This window comes from Actinophytocola sp. (genome assembly GCF_049647105.1).
Lineage (GTDB): Bacteria > Actinomycetota > Actinomycetes > Mycobacteriales > Pseudonocardiaceae > Actinophytocola.
In genome coordinates this window covers 1-18,430 of the sequence record NZ_JBARWZ010000181.1, presented here as the reverse complement: position 1 = coordinate 18,430, position 18,430 = coordinate 1, and the positions used below count along the sequence as shown (strand labels likewise).

Below are 18,430 nucleotides of genomic sequence, written 5' to 3'. Positions count from 1 at the left end.
TTGGTCATGCGCAGGCGGCTGCTGGGGTGGCGGGTGTGATGAAGATGGTGTTGGCGTTGTGGCATGGGGTGTTGCCGAGGTCGTTGTATGCCGAGCATCCGAGTCCGTTTGTGGATTGGTCTGGTGGCGGGGTGCGGTTGCTGGCCGAGCAGAGGGAGTGGCCCGAAGTTGACAGGCCGCGCCGGGCTGGGGTGTCGGCGTTCGGGATCAGTGGCACCAACGCGCATCTCATCCTCGAACAAGCCCCACCGGACGACCGACTCTCGACTGCTCCGGACACTGTCGCCCACCGGCACGGCGCGGCCAGGTGCATGCCATGGCTGCTCTCGGGAAAGACCCAGGCGGCCCTTCGGGCGCAGGCGACCCGCCTTGCGGCCTTCCTTGACGATCACCCGGACTACGCGCCCGAGGACGTCGGACAGCAGTTGGCCACCACTCGCACGGCATTCGCGCATCGTGCGGCCATCGTCGGTTCGGGCCGGCGCGATTTCCGGGCGGGCCTCGTGGCGCTCGCCGAGGACGGCGAAGCTCCCGGACTGGTCCGCGGATCCGCGGCCGGTGTTGGTGGGTTGGGATTTGTGTTCGCTGGTCAGGGGAGTCAGTGGTGCGGGATGGGGAGTGGGTTGGGGGGATTTGCGGGCGTGGTGGATGAGGTGTGTGCGGTGGTGGATCCGTTGGTGGGTTTCTCGGTGCGGGAGGTGATGTTCGGGTCGGCTGGCGGGGTGGATGTACTGGATCGGACGGGGTTTGCTCAGCCTGCGTTGTTTGTGCTCGAGGTGGCGTTGTTCCGGCTGTTGGGTCAATGGGGGGTACGGCCGGGGTTGGTGGTTGGTCATTCGGTGGGGGAGGTGGCTGCGGCGCACGCGGCGGGTGTGTTGTCACTGTCGGATGCGGCGGTGTTGGTGGCGGCGCGGGCTCGGTTGATGCAGGCGTTGCCGTCGGGTGGGGCGATGGTGGCGGTGCGTGCCGAGGAGGCGGAGGTGTGGCCGTTCCTGGCTGACCGCGCCGATCGGGTTGGGATCGCCGCGGTCAACGGACCGGCCTCGGTAGTGATCTCGGGGGATGAGGATGCGGTACTGCGGGTCGCTACCCAACTACGCGAACACGGCTATCGGAGCAGCCGACTCCGGGTCAGTCATGCCTTCCATTCGCCGCGGATGGCGCCGATGCTTGAGGAGTTCGGCCAGGTTGTTGCCGGGTTGTCCTTCACCGCACCGAAAATTCCGATGATCTCCACGGTCAGCGGGACACTGGCCAGTGCTGAGCAACTGTGCACACCGGATCATTGGGTGCGGCAGGTGCATCGGCCGGTCCGGTTCCACGACGCGATCGGTGCCGCTGTGACGGAGCAGGATGTCACCTGTTTTCTGGAACTGGGGCCCGATGCGGCGCTCTCGGCGATGATCACCGACTGTGTGTCCGAATCCGGCCGGGCCGACAAGATCGCGGTGGTACCCACCCTGCGCGGCCGCCACCATGACGAGCCACAAGCCCTGGCCACCGCACTGGCACAGCTGCATGTCCACGGCAACGGCCCGGACTGGCATGCCGTCCACGCCGAACACCACCCGAACCGGATGGACCTGCCCACCTACGCCTTCCAACACCAACGCTACTGGCTGACCAGTCACAGCCCCACCGGCCACGACGCCGACCGAAGCGGTGCCCGCTTCTGGGAGGCGCTCGACCGCCACGACACAGCCGCCCTGACGACCATGACAGGCATAGACGTCGATCGGCCCTTCCGGGACGCGATACCGAAACTGTCCACATGGCAGCGCGAGCAGCTCGACCTCGAGGTGGTCGATTCGTGGAGATACCAGGTGGTGTGGAACGCGATCCCCCGGCCGCGGCGCACGGACCTGGCCGGGACCTGGCTGCTCGTCGCGTCCGAGGGTGCCGCCGCCGATGACGTCGTGTCCGCCTGCCGCAACGAACTGCGCACCCGCGGCGCGAATGTGATCATGATCCCGGTCACCGGCGACGATCGGGCCGCCTTGATCCAGCGGCTCCGCGACACGGCGGGCGGCATGGGCGACGGTGGATCCCACGTCTCCGGCGTACTCTCGCTTCTCGCGCTCGACGAACGGACCGCATCAGTATCCGAGCAGACACCGGTGGGCTTCGCCAGAACGCTGACTCTGGTTCAGGCGCTCATCGCCGTCGGCGTCGAGGCGCCACTGTGGTGCGTTACCCGTGGCGCCGTATCCGTGGACGGATCCGCACAGCCGAACGACCCATTGCAGGCATTGCTGTGGGGATTCGGCCGGGTGGCAGCGCTGGAACAACCCCAGACCTGGGGTGGGCTCGTTGACCTGCCGGCAGACGTCGGCGAACGGACGCTCGGCCATCTCGTCAGCGCGATCGCGGCACCAGGTGGGGAGACCGAGTTCGCGATCCGTCCCACCGGGGTCCTCGTCCCCAGACTTGTGCGAGCGCCCCTCGGTGACGTCCAGCGGCAATGGCATCCGGAAGGGACGGTCCTGGTCACAGGTGGGACGGGCGGCGTCGGTGCGGAGATCGCCCGCTGGCTGGCCCGCGAAGGGGCGACACGCATCGTGCTGACCAGTCGCCGAGGACCGGCCGCCCCGGGGGCAGGCGACCTGACGAACGAGCTGCGTGACCTGGGCGCCGATGTGCGGGTTCACGCGTGCGACATCGCCGACAGGGCAGCGCTCGCGCGGCTGCTGGCCGAGGCCTGCGACGACCCGCCGCTGACCGCGGTCGTGCACGCGGCCGGGGTGCTCGACGATGGTGTGATCGACACGCTGACCGCGCAACGGTGTGCCGCCGTCTTCCGTCCGAAGGTGCACGGGGCACTGAACCTCGACGACCTCACCCGCGACAGGGATCTCTCGGCGTTCGTGCTGTTCTCCTCGGCAGCGGGCACGCTGGGCAACCTCGGACAGGCCGCCTACGCCGCGGCGAACGCCTTCCTGGATTCGCTGGCGCGGCACCGCGGGGCCAACGGGCTTGTGGCGACATCAGTGGCGTGGGGTGCGTGGGCCGGCGAAGGAATGGCAGGCACAGCGGCGGCCGAGGGACGGATCAGTCAGCTGGGAATCAATCCCATGTCGCCACGGCTGGCGACCCTCGCGCTGCGACGCGAACTCGACCACGGTGGTACCGGCGGCTTGCTCAGTGACATCGACTGGGGACGATTCACGCGTGCCGGTGGCACCCGCCCAGTCAGCCTGTCCAGTGACCTTCCCGAGGTCCGCGAGGCCATTGCGGACGTTGCCGTCGCGGCAGACAAGACCACACCCGCACCGCACTTGTTGGTTCAGAAGTTGGCCACACTCGCGGTACCGGACCAACACGATCTGCTCCTGGAGCTCGTGCGCACGCAGGCAGCCGCCGTCCTCGGTCTCGGCTCCGCCGAAACGGTGTCACCGACAACGGCGTTCACCGAGTTGGGCCTTGACTCGATGGCATCCGTCCGGCTCAGAAACCGGCTGGGCGAGTCGACGGGGCTGCGGATACCCATCAGCCTGTTCTTGGCGCAAGCCAGCGCGGACTCACTCGCGGGCTACCTGCGATCGGGGATCGGCGGCCGGGTCCCCGCCGGGACCCAAGGTGCTCCGTCCGGCCACGACGACAAAGAGTCCACAGTAGACCAAAGCGGCGTTCAGGCTTCGATCGACGACATGGATGCCGAAGACCTCGTGAACATGGCCCTGAAGGCCACCGAGCTCTCGAGGCCGCCTCCCACTGTAGGAAACCATCATGACAACACCTGAACGACTGGTGGAAGCGCTGCGCGCTGCCTTGAAGGAGAGCGAACGGCTCAGGCAGGTCAACGTCGAGTTGGCCGCCGCGTCCACCGAACCCATCGTCATCGTCGGCATGGACTGCCGGTTTGGCGGCGGCGTCGGTTCGCCGGACCAGCTATGGGATCTGGTCGTGACCGGAGAGGACGCGGTCACGGCGTTTCCCACCGACCGGGGATGGGACGTCGAGGCGATGTACGCCCCATTCCCCGGAAGCCAGGGAAAAAGCTTCGTGCGAGCGGGGGCCTTCGTCGAGGGGGCGGCCGATTTCGACGCGCAGTTCTTCGGCATCAGCCCCGCTCAGGCGCTGGTCCTCGATCCGCAGCAGCGACTGCTCCTGGAAGTGTCGTGGACGGTGCTGGAAAGGGCTGGCATCGACCCCTCGTCGCTACGGGGAAGCGGAACCGGCGTCTTCACGGGAATTGCCTATCTCTACTACAACTACGGCACCTACTTCTACGACTCCCCAGAGACCGAAGGGGATCGCTACCTCGGCAACGCCAACAATCTCGCCGCTGGACGGGTAGCGCGCACCTTCGGGTTCGAGGGCCCCGCCGTCACCCTCGACACGGGGTGCTCGTCGTCGTTGGTGGCCCTGCACCTGGCCTGTCAGGCCCTGCGATCGGGCGAGTGCTCGCTGGCGCTGGTCAGCGGCGCGACGATCATGCCCCATCCGGGTGCCTTCGTCGAGTTCAGTCGATATCCCTTCCCCGGCTTGATAGCGCCCGACGGGCGAAGCAAGGCCTTCGCCGCCGCCGCGGACGGGATCGGGTTCTCTGAGGGTGTCGCCGTGGTACTCCTGGAGCGACTGAGCCACGCCCGCGCGAACAACCATCAGATACTGGCCGTCGTGCGAGGAAGTGCCGTCAACCAGGACGGCGCGAAGAGCGGTTTCGAGACACCGCTGGGGCATGCCCAACAGCGCGTGATCGAGCAGGCGCTGTCCAACGCTCGCCTGCGCGCCGACCAGATCGATGCCGTCGAGGCGCATGGTACGGGCACGTCCTTCGGTGATGCGATAGAGGCCGAAGCAATACTGGCGACATACGGCCGGAACCGTCCGGATGATCGACCCGTCTGGCTGGGCTCGATCAAGTCGAACATCGGCCACAGTCAAGCCGCCGCATGCCTGGCCGGGGTCATCAAGATGGTGTTGGCCATGCGACATGGGTTGCTGCCCAAAACCCTGCATGCCGACCCGCCCTCGGCGCAGGTCGACTGGTCCGCCGGCGCGGCACGGCTGTTGACCGGCACGGAACGATGGCCGGTGACCGGTCACCCCCGGCGTGTGGCGGTGAACTCATACGGGGTCAGCGGAACCAACGGCCACCTGATACTCGAGCAGGCACCCGCCTCTACTCACCATGGCGCGCGTCCGGCGGCAAAACCCTTGGGCGACACCGACTGGATGACCGGGCTCGACATCCCGTGGCTGCTGTCGGCCAAGACCGCTGCTGGACTGCGAGAGCAGGCAGGCAGGCTACGAGCGCACGTCGGCGCCGACCCCGAGCTCGACATCGTGGGGACGGCCTACGCACTCGCGACGACCCGGGCCGCCTTTCCGTACCGTGGCGTGGTCACAGCACGGCACCGCGGCGCCTTCCTCCTCGGGCTGGCCGCCATGGAGAGCGGCGATCAGTCTGAGACGGTGATCGAGGGCACGGCAGTGGAGGGCAGGCTCGCCTTCCTGTTCTGCGCCGGAAGCACGCGGTGGATCGAGATCGACGCTGGAGCGGCGAGGAGACTCTCCTCGTTCACTGTCGACATTGAGCCCGGAGCCGTCGTCCCGCGGCATCCGTCCCCTTCCCGCTCGGTCACCGGGTTTCAGCTCCAGGCAGCGCTTGCCGGGCTGCTGGGGTGCTGGGGCGTGAGACCTGACTGCGTCATGGGTGAGTCGCTGGGTCTGCTGGTCGCGGCCGGCGTCGCGGGAGCTGTCCCGGCGAGCACCGTGACAGCTGCCTGTCACGCCTTGGCGGCCGGGTCGGGCATCGGAAGTCTGCCGACGGCCAGCGGGATCGTCGAGACACCCATCTATGCGACGAGTGGCCGCCGGGTGCATGCTCAGGAGCTTTCCGATACGAGCGACTTGCGGGATCTGCTCGGGCTGGCCCGACCGAGACCTGACCTCGATGTCCTGCGGGCACACGGCGTCAGCACCGTCGTGGCGTTCGGAGGTGGTGGGACGATCGCCGTACACCGGCTCGATGAGCCCGCCTCCGTGGACGGCTCGGCAGTCGAGCTGATGCCGGACGGTCCCGGCGAGCCCCTCACGTCAGACGTCTTCATGAAGACGTTGGCCGCGCTGTACACGTGCGGCGTAGCGGCCGACTGGCACGCGGTCTTCGCGGATGCCAACCCGCTTCGGGTCCACCTGCCGACCTACGCGTTCCAGCGAAAGCGGTACTGGCCCGCAAGTCCGAGCGATGTCTCCGAGAGGTAGGTGCTGAACGTGGCTTCATACCGAGTGATCAGGAAGACGCCCCGTGAGCGCATTGACCTGCTCATGGATCCGGGCTCCTTCGTCGAGGTGGGGGCGCTCGTGCGGCACCGCTCGAACCTCGGTGGGAACAACGAAAAGCGGCCCGTCGGCGATGCTGTCGTGACCGGCTACGGAGAAGTCGATGGCCGCACGGTATGCGTCTTCGCTCAGGACTTCTCGGTGTTCGGCGGAACACTGGGCGAGGTGGTCGGCGAGAAGATCGTCAAGATCATGGACCTGGCCGCCGAGATCCGTAGCCCAATCGTCGGAGTCAATGACAGCGCGGGCGGTCGCATCCAGGAAGGCGTCGTGGCGCAGCGGTGGTACGGCGAGGTTTTTCTCCGCAATGTGCGGCTGTCCGGCATGGTCCCGCAAATATCACTGATCATGGGTCCCTGTGCGGGTGGGGCCACCTACTCGCCGGCTCTCACGGACTTCGTCATCATGGTGGACCGCACATCGCACATGTTCATCACCGGCCCGCTCGTGGTCAAGAGCGTGTCGGGTGAAGACATCGGGCTCGAGGAGCTCGGCGGGGCACGCGTCCACAACACCAAGTCTGGAAACGCCCACCACATCGCCCACGACGAACGGAGCGCGATCCGTTACGTCAGACGGCTGTTGTCCTTCCTCCCGGCGAACAGCAAGCCCGCGCCGAGACGTATCAAGGACCCGCCCGGCAGTGGTCCGGCGCGGGCGGGAGGAACCGCGATGGATCAAGAACTGAACGCGCTGACCAGCGAACCCTACGACATGCACAAGGTCATCGGGTTGATCCTGGACCATGACGAGTTCCTTGAGATTCAGCCGCTGTTCGCACCGAACATTCTCGTCGGCTTCGGCCGTGTCGACGGCCGTTCGGTGGGAGTCGTGGCCAACCAGCCGAACCGGACGGCCGGCTGGATCGACGTCGACGGCAGTGACAAGGCCGCCAGGTTCGTCAGGACCTGCGACGCCTTCGACCTGCCTGTGCTGTCCCTGGTTGACGTACCCGGCTTCCTGCCCGGCGTCGGCCAGGAGTGGAATGGCGCCGCCCGGCGGGGCGGGAAGCTCCTCTACGCCTACGCCGAAGCCACAGTACCGCTGGTAACGGTGATCATCGGCAAGGCGTATGGCGTCGGTTATGAGGCGATGGGTTCCAAACACCTCGGAGCCGACGTCAACCTCGCCTGGCCCGGGGCACGGATCGCGGTCGCGAGCCCGGACAGTGCCGTAGAGATCATCCACCGGCAGACCCTCGATGCGGCGACCGCGGCCGGTCAGGACACCGGCACTCTTCTGGCACGCCTTCGCCGCGCCTACGAGGACACGGTCTGCGTGCCCCAGGTCGCCGCCGAGCGCGGCTACATCGACTCGGTCATCGCGCCTTCGTCCACTCGTGACCATGTGCGCCGGTCACTTCGGATGCTCGTCGGCAAACAACGGGAGTTGTCGATCAGAAAGCATGACAACATCCCACTCTGAAATCTATCGCTCTTAGGACGGAACCATGACAACTCCTTCGGTACCTGACATCATGTCGCCGGAATTCAATGACAATCCCTACCCCTCCTATCAGATATTTCGGGATCATCACCCAGTGTTGTGGGATGAGCGGCTGGGTGGCTTCCTGGTCGGCCGGTACGCGGATGTCGAGCGGATCCTCAAGGACTCGGAGGTCTTTTCCAGCAGAGGCTGGGCCGACCAGTTCGGTGCGGTCATCGGCCGCACCCTGCTCGAGATGGACGGTGCCGAGCACGTCGCCCACCGTCGCATCATCTCGCGGTTCTTTCACGGCCACGGCCTGGCCGAGGTGGCCACCCAGTCCGTGGCCGAGATGTCGTCCCGGCTGATCGACGGCTTCGCCGAAAGCGGAAGCGGCGACCTCTCGGACCTCTTCGACCGGCGGCTCCCGGTAGGCGTCATCAGCCATATCCTTGGGCTGCCATTGAATGACTGGGAGCGTTTTCAGGGATGGTATCGCCGCTATGTGGCGTTTTTCGGGAATTTTGCCAACGACCCAGATATCGCCGCCGCCGGGTTGAGTGCGCGAGACCAGCTGTTCGACTACTTCGGGGACCTCATCGATCAGCGCCGTCACGTCCCGACCGAGGACCTGATCTCCACCCTCTGTACCGCCACGGTGGACGGTGTCCGGATGACGGACGCGGAGATCAAGTCATTCAGTGCATTGTTGCTCACCGGCGGCGGCGAGACAACGGAAAAGGCGCTGGACCTCCTCATCTGCAACCTACTCGACAACCCCGATCAGTTGGCAGCTGTCACGGCTGACCCAGAACTGATCAAGTTCGCGCTCGCCGAGAGCCTCCGCTTCAGCCCGGTGCTACATATCCTCACCAGGGAGACTACCGAGGCTGTCACACTCTCCGGTGTGACAGTTCCGGCCGATACCAAGGTATTCCCCTTGATCGGCGCCACCGGCCGGGACCCTGCCCGGTTCCAGGACCCGGACACCTTCGACATCCGACGTGCTGACCTCGATGTCGGCCGCGCTTTCGGCGGCGCCGCGGATCACCTGATGTTCGGCGGCGGACGTCACTTCTGCGTCGGCGCACTTCTCGCCAGAACGGAGGTGGAAACCGGCATGAAGGACATACTGTCAAGACTGCCCAACCTCCGATACCAACCGGACTTTCGACCTAGCTACACCGGCATCTTCGCCCGCGGCCCCGAGCGGATAGAGCTGCGATGGGATGTTCGCTGACGACTCTCCAGGGTGTGTTGCCTCGGCGCAGGCGCGGCCCTGGAACGCGGTGTGCGGCCAGCTGGCTGAACAATTACTGACAGTAATGTGCTCTCGACCGTTCGGGTACACCTTGCTCTTACGGGTCCAAGACCTCACGTGAAACACCTAACGTCGATTACCGAGGTGGGGGCCTCGCGGCGATCGACGTCGTTGTGTGCGGGCGTGGGGGAGTTATGGCTGGGGAGACCAAGATCGGGCTCGTGTCGCCGTTGCGCGTCCGGGAGTTCCGGTATCTGTGGGGCGCTGAGCTGGCGTCGGTGGCGGGTGACCAGTTGGCGCGAGTGGCGCTGGCCGTGCTCGTGTACGCGCGGACCTCGTCGGCGGCGCTCACGGCGTTGACCTACGCGTTGACGTTCGTGCCCGCGATTCTCGGTGGGCTGCTGCTGTCCGGGCTGGCCGACCGCTTCCCTCGTCGCCGGGTCATGGTGGTCACCGACGTTGTCCGGGCCGTGCTCGCCGGTGCGATGGCGGTCCCCGGTATCTCGCTGCCGGTGTTGTGGGGGCTGGTGGCGGTGCTCAGCGCTGTCGCGGCGCCGTTCAAGGCCGCCCAGCTCGCGGTGCTCCCGCAGATCCTGGTCGACAAGCCGCTATACCGTGCCGGGTTGTCGTTGCGGCAGGTCACCGCGCAGACCGCGCAGCTCGTCGCGTTCGGTGCTGGTGGCGTGCTCATGACCGTGCTCGAACCACACCTCGCGTTGCTGCTGAACGCGGCCACCTTCGTGGTCAGCGCGGTGCTGGTGTTGACGGGAGTCCGGGAACGCCCGGCTGCCGCTCAGGGTGCTGACGAGCCGGATCTGACACCGTCCGGTCGGGTGCGGTCGGTGTGGCCGGTCTTCGCCTTCGCGAGCCTGATCGGGCTGTACGTGGTCCCGGAAGGGCTCGCCGCGCCCTACGCGGACCAGCTCGGTCTGTTGACCGTTGGTGTGGGTGTGCTGATGGCCGCTGACCCGGTCGGCAGTGTGCTCGGCGGCTGGCTCGCGCCGCGACTGCGGATGCCGACCTCGTTCGCGGCCGCTACCTGGCTCTCGATCGCTGCCGGGGCGCCGTTGGTCGTCTGCGTCCTGGCGCCAGGTCTGGTGCTGTCCGCGGTGTTGTGGGCGGTGTCCGGGGCGTTCTCGACGGTGTTGATCGTGCAGATCCAGGAGTTGGTCGTCCAGCGGGTGCCTGACGCCCGCCGTGGCGGGGTGATGGGACGGTTGTCGACCACGCTGTACTCGTCGCAGGGTCTGGCCATCCTGGGTGGTGGTCTCGTCGCTGAGGCGTTCGACGCTTATCGCGCGGTGGCGCTGGCCGGGATGCTCGCGATCGTGCTGGCCACCATGGTCGGCGCGACGGTGTGGGTGACTCGTTCCCGGCAGACGAGCGCCGGGAACGAGCCGGATGCGAAATCTGCTCATCAAAGGTCCTTGTTGGCCACGTCGGGCACCCCCTCTCCAGGTACGGACCGCGAGCCCGATCCCGGACTCGAGAAGGTGGCGGGCGACCAGGGATCAGGTGGAGACGCGAATTCGCCGTGGACCAGTGCAACACAACACCCGGTCCCAGGTGAAGGCCGAACCCGGCGCCGTAGGTCACAACGGGGTCCGAGGCGGGTCCGGACCCTGCCGACCCGGCCGCGCGCATTCCTGGTCGGAGTGGAAATCGCCGCGGCGGTGGCGACCGGTGTTCTCGCGGTGCGCTACCCGGCCACCGCCGAGGCGGCGAGGAACTTCGCGGTCATCGTCGGCATGGGGATTCTGGTGGCGGAGGTGACCAAGCGCGTCGAGCGGATGCGGCGCCGTTTCTCGGACGCCCCGCACGTGAACATGAGTTCGGTGTGGACGTTCTCCGCCGCGCTGGTCACCTCGCCCGCGCTCGCCGCCGCGACGGCGGTCATCCTGTACGTCCACCTGTGGCGGCGGAGCTGGCGGGAGATCACCGGGATGCATCCGTTCCGGGTGGTGTTCAGCGTGTGCGCGGTCGTGCTGTCCTGCCACGCCGCGTTCCTGCTCAACGCGTGGCTGCCTGGCAGCTTGCCCACCGACGTCGGTGGTCCGGCCGGGCTCCTGGCCATCGTGCTGGTGATCGTCACCTACTGGGTGGTGAACACCATCCTGGTCGGTGGGGCGATCTCCCTGCTGCGGTCGGACCGGTCGATCGGCAGGCTCGTCGGTAGCTGGAGCGAGAACGCCATCGAGTACGCCACCCTGACGCTCGGCGCGCTCGTCGTGCTGGTGCTGGCCTTCTATCCGTGGGCGGTCGCCCTCATGCCCCTGCCGCTCTACGTGCTGCACCGGAGCGTCCTCGTTCGCCAGCTCGAGCACGAGGCGTCGATCGACGACAAGACCGATCTGCTCAAAGCGGGAACCTGGCAGAGCCTGGCGTCCAGAGAGGTCGAGCTGGCGAAGCGGCACGGCACCGGGCTGGGTGTTCTCATGGTCGATATCGACCACTTCAAGGGCGTGAACGACCGCTACGGCCACCTCGTCGGCGACAGGGCACTGCGTGCGGTCGCCGACGCGCTCCGGGGCGTTGTGCGCAACACGGACCTGGTGGGGCGGTTCGGTGGTGAGGAGTTCGTCGTCCTGCTGGTCGGCACCGATCACGCGGGCAGCATCGAGACCGCGAAACGGGTGTGCGAGCGGGTGCGCGCGGTGCGAGTCCAGGATGCCCTCACCGGCGCGACCTACCCCGAGCTGCGCCTGAGTGTGTCGATCGGTGTCGCGGCGCTCCCGGACAACGGCACCGACCTCAACGAGTTGCTGCACGGGGCCGACGTCGCGCTGTTCGTCACCAAGGACGCCGGCCGCGACGGCGTGCGCGCCGTGCAGCCCGTGCCGCACCCCGCCGATCACGACGCCGGGTCAGTTGGTTTGTGAGTTACGCAGGTGCTTGCCGATGTAGCCGACGTAGATCCGGCCAGTCCCACGGACGTCGTTGTGGTAGTGCAGCACTCCTGACCTCCAACTGCTCGACCCGAACTGCCAGCCACCCTGTCGTAACTGTCGGTTATCACACTATCGGGGGTGTCGGCACACCTTTTCGAGGCACGCCGATCAGTTCCGTGGCTAGCGGAGCAGGTTTTCACAATCGGTGAACTGTGCCGCGGTGACGGTCGATGCAGTGCGTCGATCTCGTCCATCGATGGGTACTTCGCCCAATCCGGTCCCGCCCACCTCGTTTCTCCTCGTCGATCCAGCCGAGACGACCGTCTCTGAAGCACTCAACCTGCCGGCGCTCATGGCCATCCGGACCGATGTCGCTGAACAGCTCCACCGCGTCATCGGCGAAGCCACCGGCTGGTGCGGAGAACGGGGGAACAGGGCAACGCCGTGGCTACCGGGCGTTCGATGTCGATGGCCGGTAGCCACGGCGATCACTTACGCTGGCAACGTCCAGCGTTGGTTGACCGCGCCGTTGCAGTCCCAGATGTGGATCTGGGTGCCGTCGGCCGTGCCGGCGCCCGACACGTCGAGGCACCGGCCCGACTGTGGGTTGACCAGCGAGCCGTTCGACCCGGGGGTCCACACCTGCGCACCTGTTCCGTTGCAGGTCCACAGTTGTGTCACGGTGCCGTTGGCGGTGCCGCTGTTGTTCACGTCAAGGCACTTGCCCAGCGCGCGGAGAGTCCCGTCGCCGCTGGTTGTCCACTGTTGTGCCGCGCTGCCGTTGCACGTCCAGAGCTGGACCTTCGTGCCGTCGGCGGTGCCGCCGTTGCTGATGTCGAGGCACTTGCTGGACGCCGCGCTGGTCACCGGGCCGGTCTTGACGCTCGACCCGACCATCGCGTTGAGCGTGTACCAGGCTTCGGTGCTCCACAGCGACTGTCCGTTCTCGGCCGAGAACGGACGTGGGGACCGCAGGTGCACCACGCGGCCCGGCAGCAGACCGGGGATGGCGAGCGTGACCTTCTTCCGGTCGGCGGACAGGGTGGCCGACGACACCGTCAGCTGCTGCTCGTCGACCTTCGGGCCGCCGTACGCCGCGGTCGGCACGTACCGCCACTGCGCGGCCCGGTACTTCGTCGCCAGGTTCTGCGCCGTGCTCGCCGACAGCGGCTGGGTGTACTCCACCTCGAACCCGCCCTGTACGGACCGCATCGCGAGGATGTCGAAGGCATTCGTGCCGGTGGGGGCGATCTTCTGGAGTCCGTAGGCGAGTTTGCCCTCCTGACCCCAGTTGCCACCGCCGTGGATGCCGCCGGTGTAGATCGCGCCGTCGGGGCCGAGCGTGATGCGGTTGACCCCGGACTCGAGTCCCTGAGTCATGCGGAACACCGCGCCCTGGTACTCGCCGTTGACCTTCTCGAGGAAGACACGTTGCAGACCACCGTAGGTGACGTCACCGTAGACGAGCTGACCGGCGAACTGCCCCTGCGTGAGCTGCACCGGGTTGCTCGGCGAGTTCGCGATCTCGTTCTGCGGCAGCCACAGCACGGGTTGGGTGACGGGGTTCGCGTCGAACGGTCCCGCCGGGTTCATGCGGTGGTTGAAGAACCGGTTCTGTTTGACGTGCACCAGCTTCGACACCGGCAGCCAGCCACCCTGGTTGTCGGTGACGAAGATCCCGCCCTCCGGGCCCCAGCCGATGCCGTGCGGGGTACGCAGGCCACCGGCCACATAGGACACCGCGCCGGTCGCCCTGTTGACCTTGATGGTGGTGCCGCGGTTGGGTGCGGGCTGCGGGTCGGTGGTGGCGCCGCCGTAGTTGATGGCGACCGACAGGTTCAGGTAGAAGAAGCCGTCCTGGTAGAGCATGCCGAACGCGAACTCGTGGAAGTTCGAGCCGAACGGCCAGGTGGCCACCGTGCGGTAGTTGTCGGTGACCTCGTCGCCGTTGGTGTCGTTCAGCTCGGTGAGCCGGTGTTTCTCCGAGACGTAGAGCTTGCCCTCGACGTACTTGATCCCCATCGGCTCCCGGAGGTTGCTCGCGATCTTCTTCGCCTGCACCTGGCCGGGGCTCGTGTTACCGGTGACCCCGCTCATCAGGTACACCTCGCCGAGCGTGTTGAGCGAGCCGCCCCACGTCGCGATGGCCATCCTGCCGTCCGGCAGCCAGTCCATGCCGGTCACCTGCGGCTGGAAACCGTTGGGGCGCAGGTTGGTCAGCGTGTAGTTCGGGTGGACGGCGGTGAGCGGGAGACCGTCGCCTGGTGAGTCGGCGCCACCCTCGCACTCCTTGCGGCCCGGTGCGGTCACCCGCACCACGTCCGCGTCCGTGCTCAGCGCGGAGTTCGGCACCAGGGTGAAGCCCGACGTGCCAGGTGGCTGCCACTGGAGCGTGATCTGCTGGTCCACCGCGTTGTCGAAGTGCTCGATGCGCAGGGCGTGGGGGCCGGTGCTCAGCGCGACCGAGCCGTCCTTGGGGGTCGCGCCGTGCAACCCGTCGTGGTCGATCACGATGGCGTTGTCGAGCCACAGCCGGGAGCCGTCGTCACTGATGAGGCGGAAGTTGTAGGTGCCTGCCGTCGTGATGTTGACGTAGCCGGTGACCTCGGAGACGAACTGGTCGCCGAGGCCGAAGTCGGTCGTGGCGGTCCAGTTGATCGTCGGCATCAGCTTGTCGACGTTGGGCGTCTGCGCCGGTTTGAGGTTGCAGAGCCTGCTCAGCGCGGTCTGCACATCGAAGACGCGCAGGGTCACCCCCGGCTGCTGAGGTGGTATCGCGGCGGCCTGTGACGGCGCGACGAGCAGACCCGCCATGGCCACGAACAGCGCGGTGGCCGCGACGAACGTCCTTCTGCTGGCAGGTGGTCTGATTCGGTGGTGGAACGGAGATCGCACGGTTTTCTCCTCGCGGGACTGCTCGGACGGCATGGGTCGGCTCGACCACTCCGTCCGAAGTGGACATGCAGGGTGTGTCTTGGTGCGCCCGCCACGTCCGTTGGCGCGGCGGTCACCGTCGGGTCAGGGCAGCGTCCACTTCTGGTTGGCCGCGGCGAGGCAGTCCCAGATGTGCAGTTGCGTGCCGTCGGCACTGCCGGCGCCCGCGGCGTCCAGGCAGCGTCCGGACGGCGGGTTGCGCAGTGTGCCGTCGGCTTGTGCCACCCACTGCTGCGCGCCGGAACCGTTGCAGGTCCACAGCCAGGTGATGGTGCCGTTGGCGGTGCCGCTGCTGCGCACGTCGAGGCACTTGCCCAGCGCGCGGATGGTGTTGTCACCCGGCAGGGTCCACCGCTGGGCGCCGGTTCCGTTGCACGTCCAGAGCTGGATCTTCGTGCCGTCCTCGGTACCGGAGTTGCTCACGTCGACGCACTTGCCGCCGATGCCCCTGATCTCACCGGTGCGCACGGTGCTGGTGAGTTCCTTGATCCGGATGTCGCGGAACGACGCGTCGTCACCGTCACCGTGGTTCTGGAGACCGATGTGCCCCTGCGCCAGGCTGCGGTTCGGCACCGTGTTCGTGAAGTCGTTGATCTTCACACCGTTCAGGAACAGCTGGAGCCGTTCGCCTTCGACGAGCAGCTCGTAGGTGTTCCACTGGCCGGGCGGGAGGAGTGCGGCGTCCCTCGCCGCGAGGTCCGCCGACCTGAACCCGTACACCGCACCGGTGGTCCGGTCCGCGGCGTCGGTGGCGTCGATCTGGATCTCGTAGCCGTTGTCCACCGCGGACCACGGGTCGCTGCTCGGCGGAAACCCGATGAACACGCCGGAGTTGTCGTCGCCCGCGAGCCGCCAGTCCAGCTTCAGCGAGTAGGAGCGGAACTCCTTCGCCGAGTACCAGAGCATGCCGAGCCCACCGAACGAGGTGAGCGTGCCGTTCGCCAGGGTGAACCCGCCAGGACCGGCCTGGCTCCACCCGGCGGTGCTGGCGCCGTCGAACAGTGAGGTGTAACCGGGCTCCTCGGCGACCCCGTGGGCTGCCGAGGACCGCCCAGGGGCGAGCGCGAGTATCACCGACACCGCGATGACCAGCGCGAGGACGGCGGACCGTGGCCGGAGCCACGTCGATGTCATGGGGGTAGCGGGGGCTGGGGTCATGGCAGGGTCCGTTTCTGGTTCGCGCCGGTGTGCCAGTCCCGGAGGTGCGGGGTTCCGGGGGGATGCGAGAGGACGTCGCGTGGCGGCGACGAGGCGCCGAACCCGGACGGTTCAGAACGCGGAAGGGATCTCAGCATGTCGCGTCATGCCTTTCAGACCTCGATGTCTGGACCGATACTGAGGGGAGCCTTCACAAGATAGCGACTTTTGAACGGCAAGAACAAAAGTTCGCTGAAACGGAGCAAAGTTTCGTCCGAGACTGGACAGATTAGTGCGCGTGGCAGGGCAATCGGCCGCCCAGCCTGCTGCTGTTGGGGTATCGACCCCTGGGACGTTGGGAGATAGTTCAGCGGCCATCCAATGACGGATGCCTCGACCCGGGTCCGTCAAGCGTTTGCCGAGATCTACGCGATGGGCTTCCGCAACCCGTTCCGGTTCAGCGTGCACCCGGTCACCGGGGTCATCTACCTCGCCGACTACGGCCCGGACGCAGGCTCCGACAACGCCAACCGAGGGCCAGCGGGCCTGGTGGAGTGGAGCACGATCAGCTCACCAGGCAACTACGGCTGGCCCTTCTGCGTGGCCAACAACGTCCCGTTCAACGACTACAACTCCGCCACCGGCACGTCCGGACCGAAGTTCAACTGCGGCGCCCCGGTGAACAACTCGCCCAACAACACCGGCCTGGTGAACCTGCCCGCCGCGCGCGCGGCGAACGTCTGGTACGGCAACGGGTCGATCGGCACCCCGTTCCCCGAACTCGGTGACGGCGGCGAGGCCCCGATGGCGTTCCCGATCTACCGTTACGACGCCAACAACCCGTCGCCGACGAAGCTCCCAGCCTACTTCGACCAGACGCCGTTCTTCGGCGAGTGGGCCCGCAACAAGATGTACGAGTTCCGGCTCGACTCGTCCGGGAACCTGCTGAAAATCAACAACTTCCTGTCGTCGCTGACCTTCAAGTCCCCCATGGACATGAAAGTTCGGCCCGGACGGCGCGATGTACCTGCTGGAGTGGGGATCGGGCTTCGGCCGGGACAACCCCGACTCCGGGCTCTACCGCATCGACTACAGCGGCGGCGAACGCAGCCCGGTGGCCCGCGCGACGGCCACCCCGTCGTCCGGCTCGTCACCGTTGTCCGTGCAGTTCTCCAGCGCCGGGTCGAGTGATCCGGAAGGCGGCGCGCTGACCTACCGGTGGACCTTCGGCGACGGCGGCACGTCGACCGCGGCGAACCCGGCCCACACCTACACCGCCAGGGGCCAGTTCAACGCCCAGCTCACGGTGACCGACCCGACCGGCAAGACGGGCGTCGCCAACGTGGCGGTCACCTCCGGCAACACCGAACCGACCGTCCGGTTCACCGGCCCGGTGCACGGCGGCATGTTCGACTTCGGCGACACGGTCCCGTACTCGCTCACCGTCACCGACCAGGAGGACGGCACGATCGACTGCGCGCGGGTGGTCACCCAGTCCGCGCTCGGCCACGACCCCACGGGCACCCGATCAACCAGATCCCCGGCTGCTCCGGCACGATCCCGATCCAGAACGACGGCGGCCACGGCGCCGAGGCGAACCTGTTCTACGTCGCCGACGCCACCTACACCGACCGGGGGCCTCCGGGGTGCCCGCGCTGACCGGTCGTACGCAGGTGTTGTTGCAGCCCAAGCACAAGCAGGGCGAGTACTACACGAACTCGTCGGGCATCCGGGTCGTGTCGCAGGCGGGCGCGGAGGCAGGCGCGCGGATCGGCGACATCGACAACAACGACTGGATCTCCTTCAACCCCGACGGCACCATCCGCAACAACGGCAAGTGCTTCGACGCCACCGGCGGCAGCAGCACCGACGGCACCCAGCTGATCATCTGGACCGGTAGCGGCGGCGCCAACCAGAGATGGACACTGTCCTGACCCAGGCACCCGCGGCAACCGGTCGCGAGGAGGACCTCCGGGTTCGGTGCCATCACGATCCGCACCGTCCCCGGAGGTCTTCCGGAGCGGCACGGCAAACGCCGGGTGGCGTTTGTCGTGCCGTGTGGGTTGTTGGTGGGGATCAGCAGAGGATGACCAGGCCGGTGATGACGAGGCAGTTGGCGGTGTCGGTGTCGTTGGCGGGGTTGGGGTCGTCGGGGGTGCTGGCGGTGCGTTGGGCGGCGGCGTTGAGCGGTAGGCCGATGGTGAGTCCGGAGATGGTGGCGCGGAAGGTGAAGTTGGTGGAGCTGTTGTTGGCGAGTGCGCCGACGGGGCAGCTGACCTGTTTGAGGGTGTTGTTGTAGCTGCATGGGCCGAGGTTGGTGACGCTGCTGGTGCTGGACGGTACGGCGGTCACGACGGTGGCTGAGGTGAGTGCGTCGGGTCCGTCGTTGGTGGCGGTGACGGTGTAGTCGATTCGGCTGGGCTGTAGGAAGACCGTGGCGGCGGTGAGGTTGATGTCGAGGTCGGCTTCGGGCTCGGCCGGTCCGAACGCGACATCG

General features: G+C 67.1%; 10 protein-coding genes and 3 pseudogenes. 8 read left to right on the top strand and 5 right to left on the bottom strand.

The window, feature by feature from the left end:
• From WBA97_RS22055 to WBA97_RS22035, 5 genes and pseudogenes are all read left to right on the top strand, one after another.
• The coding region (locus WBA97_RS22055) for an SDR family NAD(P)-dependent oxidoreductase (RefSeq protein ID WP_424232782.1) at positions 1-3,740 on the top strand (3,740 nt) is incomplete at its 5' end.
• On the top strand, positions 3,727-6,210 hold the full coding sequence (locus tag WBA97_RS22050) for a type I polyketide synthase (protein WP_424232781.1): 2,484 nt from the start codon (positions 3,727-3,729) through the stop codon (positions 6,208-6,210). The genes WBA97_RS22055 and WBA97_RS22050, both read left to right, overlap by 14 nt.
• Before the next feature lie 30 nt (positions 6,211-6,240).
• Positions 6,241-7,713 (top strand): annotated as a pseudogene (locus tag WBA97_RS22045) (acyl-CoA carboxylase subunit beta); the annotation flags it as partial.
• Positions 7,714-7,738: 25 nt separating this feature from the next.
• Positions 7,739-8,953, top strand: a complete 1,215-nt coding sequence (locus WBA97_RS22040; protein ID WP_424232780.1) for a cytochrome P450 — start codon at positions 7,739-7,741, stop codon at positions 8,951-8,953.
• A gap of 215 nt (positions 8,954-9,168) precedes the next feature.
• Positions 9,169-11,853, top strand: coding sequence for an MFS transporter (locus WBA97_RS22035; RefSeq protein WP_424232779.1), 2,685 nt, complete (start codon positions 9,169-9,171; stop codon positions 11,851-11,853).
• A 205-nt stretch (positions 11,854-12,058) separates the two neighbouring features.
• Here the strand turns inward: WBA97_RS22035 and WBA97_RS22030 are convergent, their stop codons facing one another.
• The 3 genes from WBA97_RS22030 to WBA97_RS22020 form a co-directional block, all read right to left on the bottom strand.
• A complete protein-coding gene (locus WBA97_RS22030; RefSeq protein WP_424232778.1) occupies positions 12,059-12,250 on the bottom strand; it encodes a hypothetical protein in 192 nt (63 codons plus the stop codon).
• Between the two features lie 104 nt (positions 12,251-12,354).
• Positions 12,355-14,676: a ricin-type beta-trefoil lectin domain protein gene (locus WBA97_RS22025; RefSeq protein WP_424232783.1), complete on the bottom strand. Its 2,322-nt coding sequence runs from the start codon at positions 14,674-14,676 to the stop codon at positions 12,355-12,357.
• A gap of 204 nt (positions 14,677-14,880) precedes the next feature.
• The gene (locus WBA97_RS22020) at positions 14,881-15,930 is read right to left on the bottom strand and encodes a family 16 glycoside hydrolase (RefSeq protein WP_424232777.1); all 1,050 of its coding nucleotides are present in this window, start codon (positions 15,928-15,930) and stop codon (positions 14,881-14,883) included.
• 384 nt (positions 15,931-16,314) lie between these two features.
• Between WBA97_RS22020 and WBA97_RS22015 the strand changes: the two genes are divergently transcribed.
• Together WBA97_RS22015 and WBA97_RS22010 are read left to right on the top strand one after the other, a co-directional pair.
• Positions 16,315-17,124, top strand: coding sequence for a PQQ-dependent sugar dehydrogenase (locus WBA97_RS22015; RefSeq protein WP_424232776.1), 810 nt, complete (start codon positions 16,315-16,317; stop codon positions 17,122-17,124).
• Positions 17,048-17,221 (top strand): annotated as a pseudogene (locus WBA97_RS22010) (PKD domain-containing protein); the annotation flags it as partial. The gene WBA97_RS22015 and the pseudogene WBA97_RS22010, both read left to right, overlap by 77 nt.
• On the opposite strand, the gene WBA97_RS22005 reads toward WBA97_RS22010, so the two are convergent.
• On the bottom strand, positions 17,203-17,517 hold the full coding sequence (locus tag WBA97_RS22005; protein ID WP_424232775.1) for a hypothetical protein: 315 nt from the start codon (positions 17,515-17,517) through the stop codon (positions 17,203-17,205). The pseudogene WBA97_RS22010 and the gene WBA97_RS22005 overlap by 19 nt on opposite strands.
• A gap of 62 nt (positions 17,518-17,579) precedes the next feature.
• On the opposite strand from WBA97_RS22005, the gene WBA97_RS22000 reads away from it, so the two are divergent.
• The gene (locus tag WBA97_RS22000) at positions 17,580-17,867 is read left to right on the top strand and encodes a ricin-type beta-trefoil lectin domain protein (protein ID WP_424232774.1); all 288 of its coding nucleotides are present in this window, start codon (positions 17,580-17,582) and stop codon (positions 17,865-17,867) included.
• 142 nt (positions 17,868-18,009) lie between these two features.
• Here the strand turns inward: WBA97_RS22000 and WBA97_RS21995 are convergent.
• Positions 18,010-18,430: pseudogene (locus WBA97_RS21995) on the bottom strand (hypothetical protein); the annotation flags it as partial.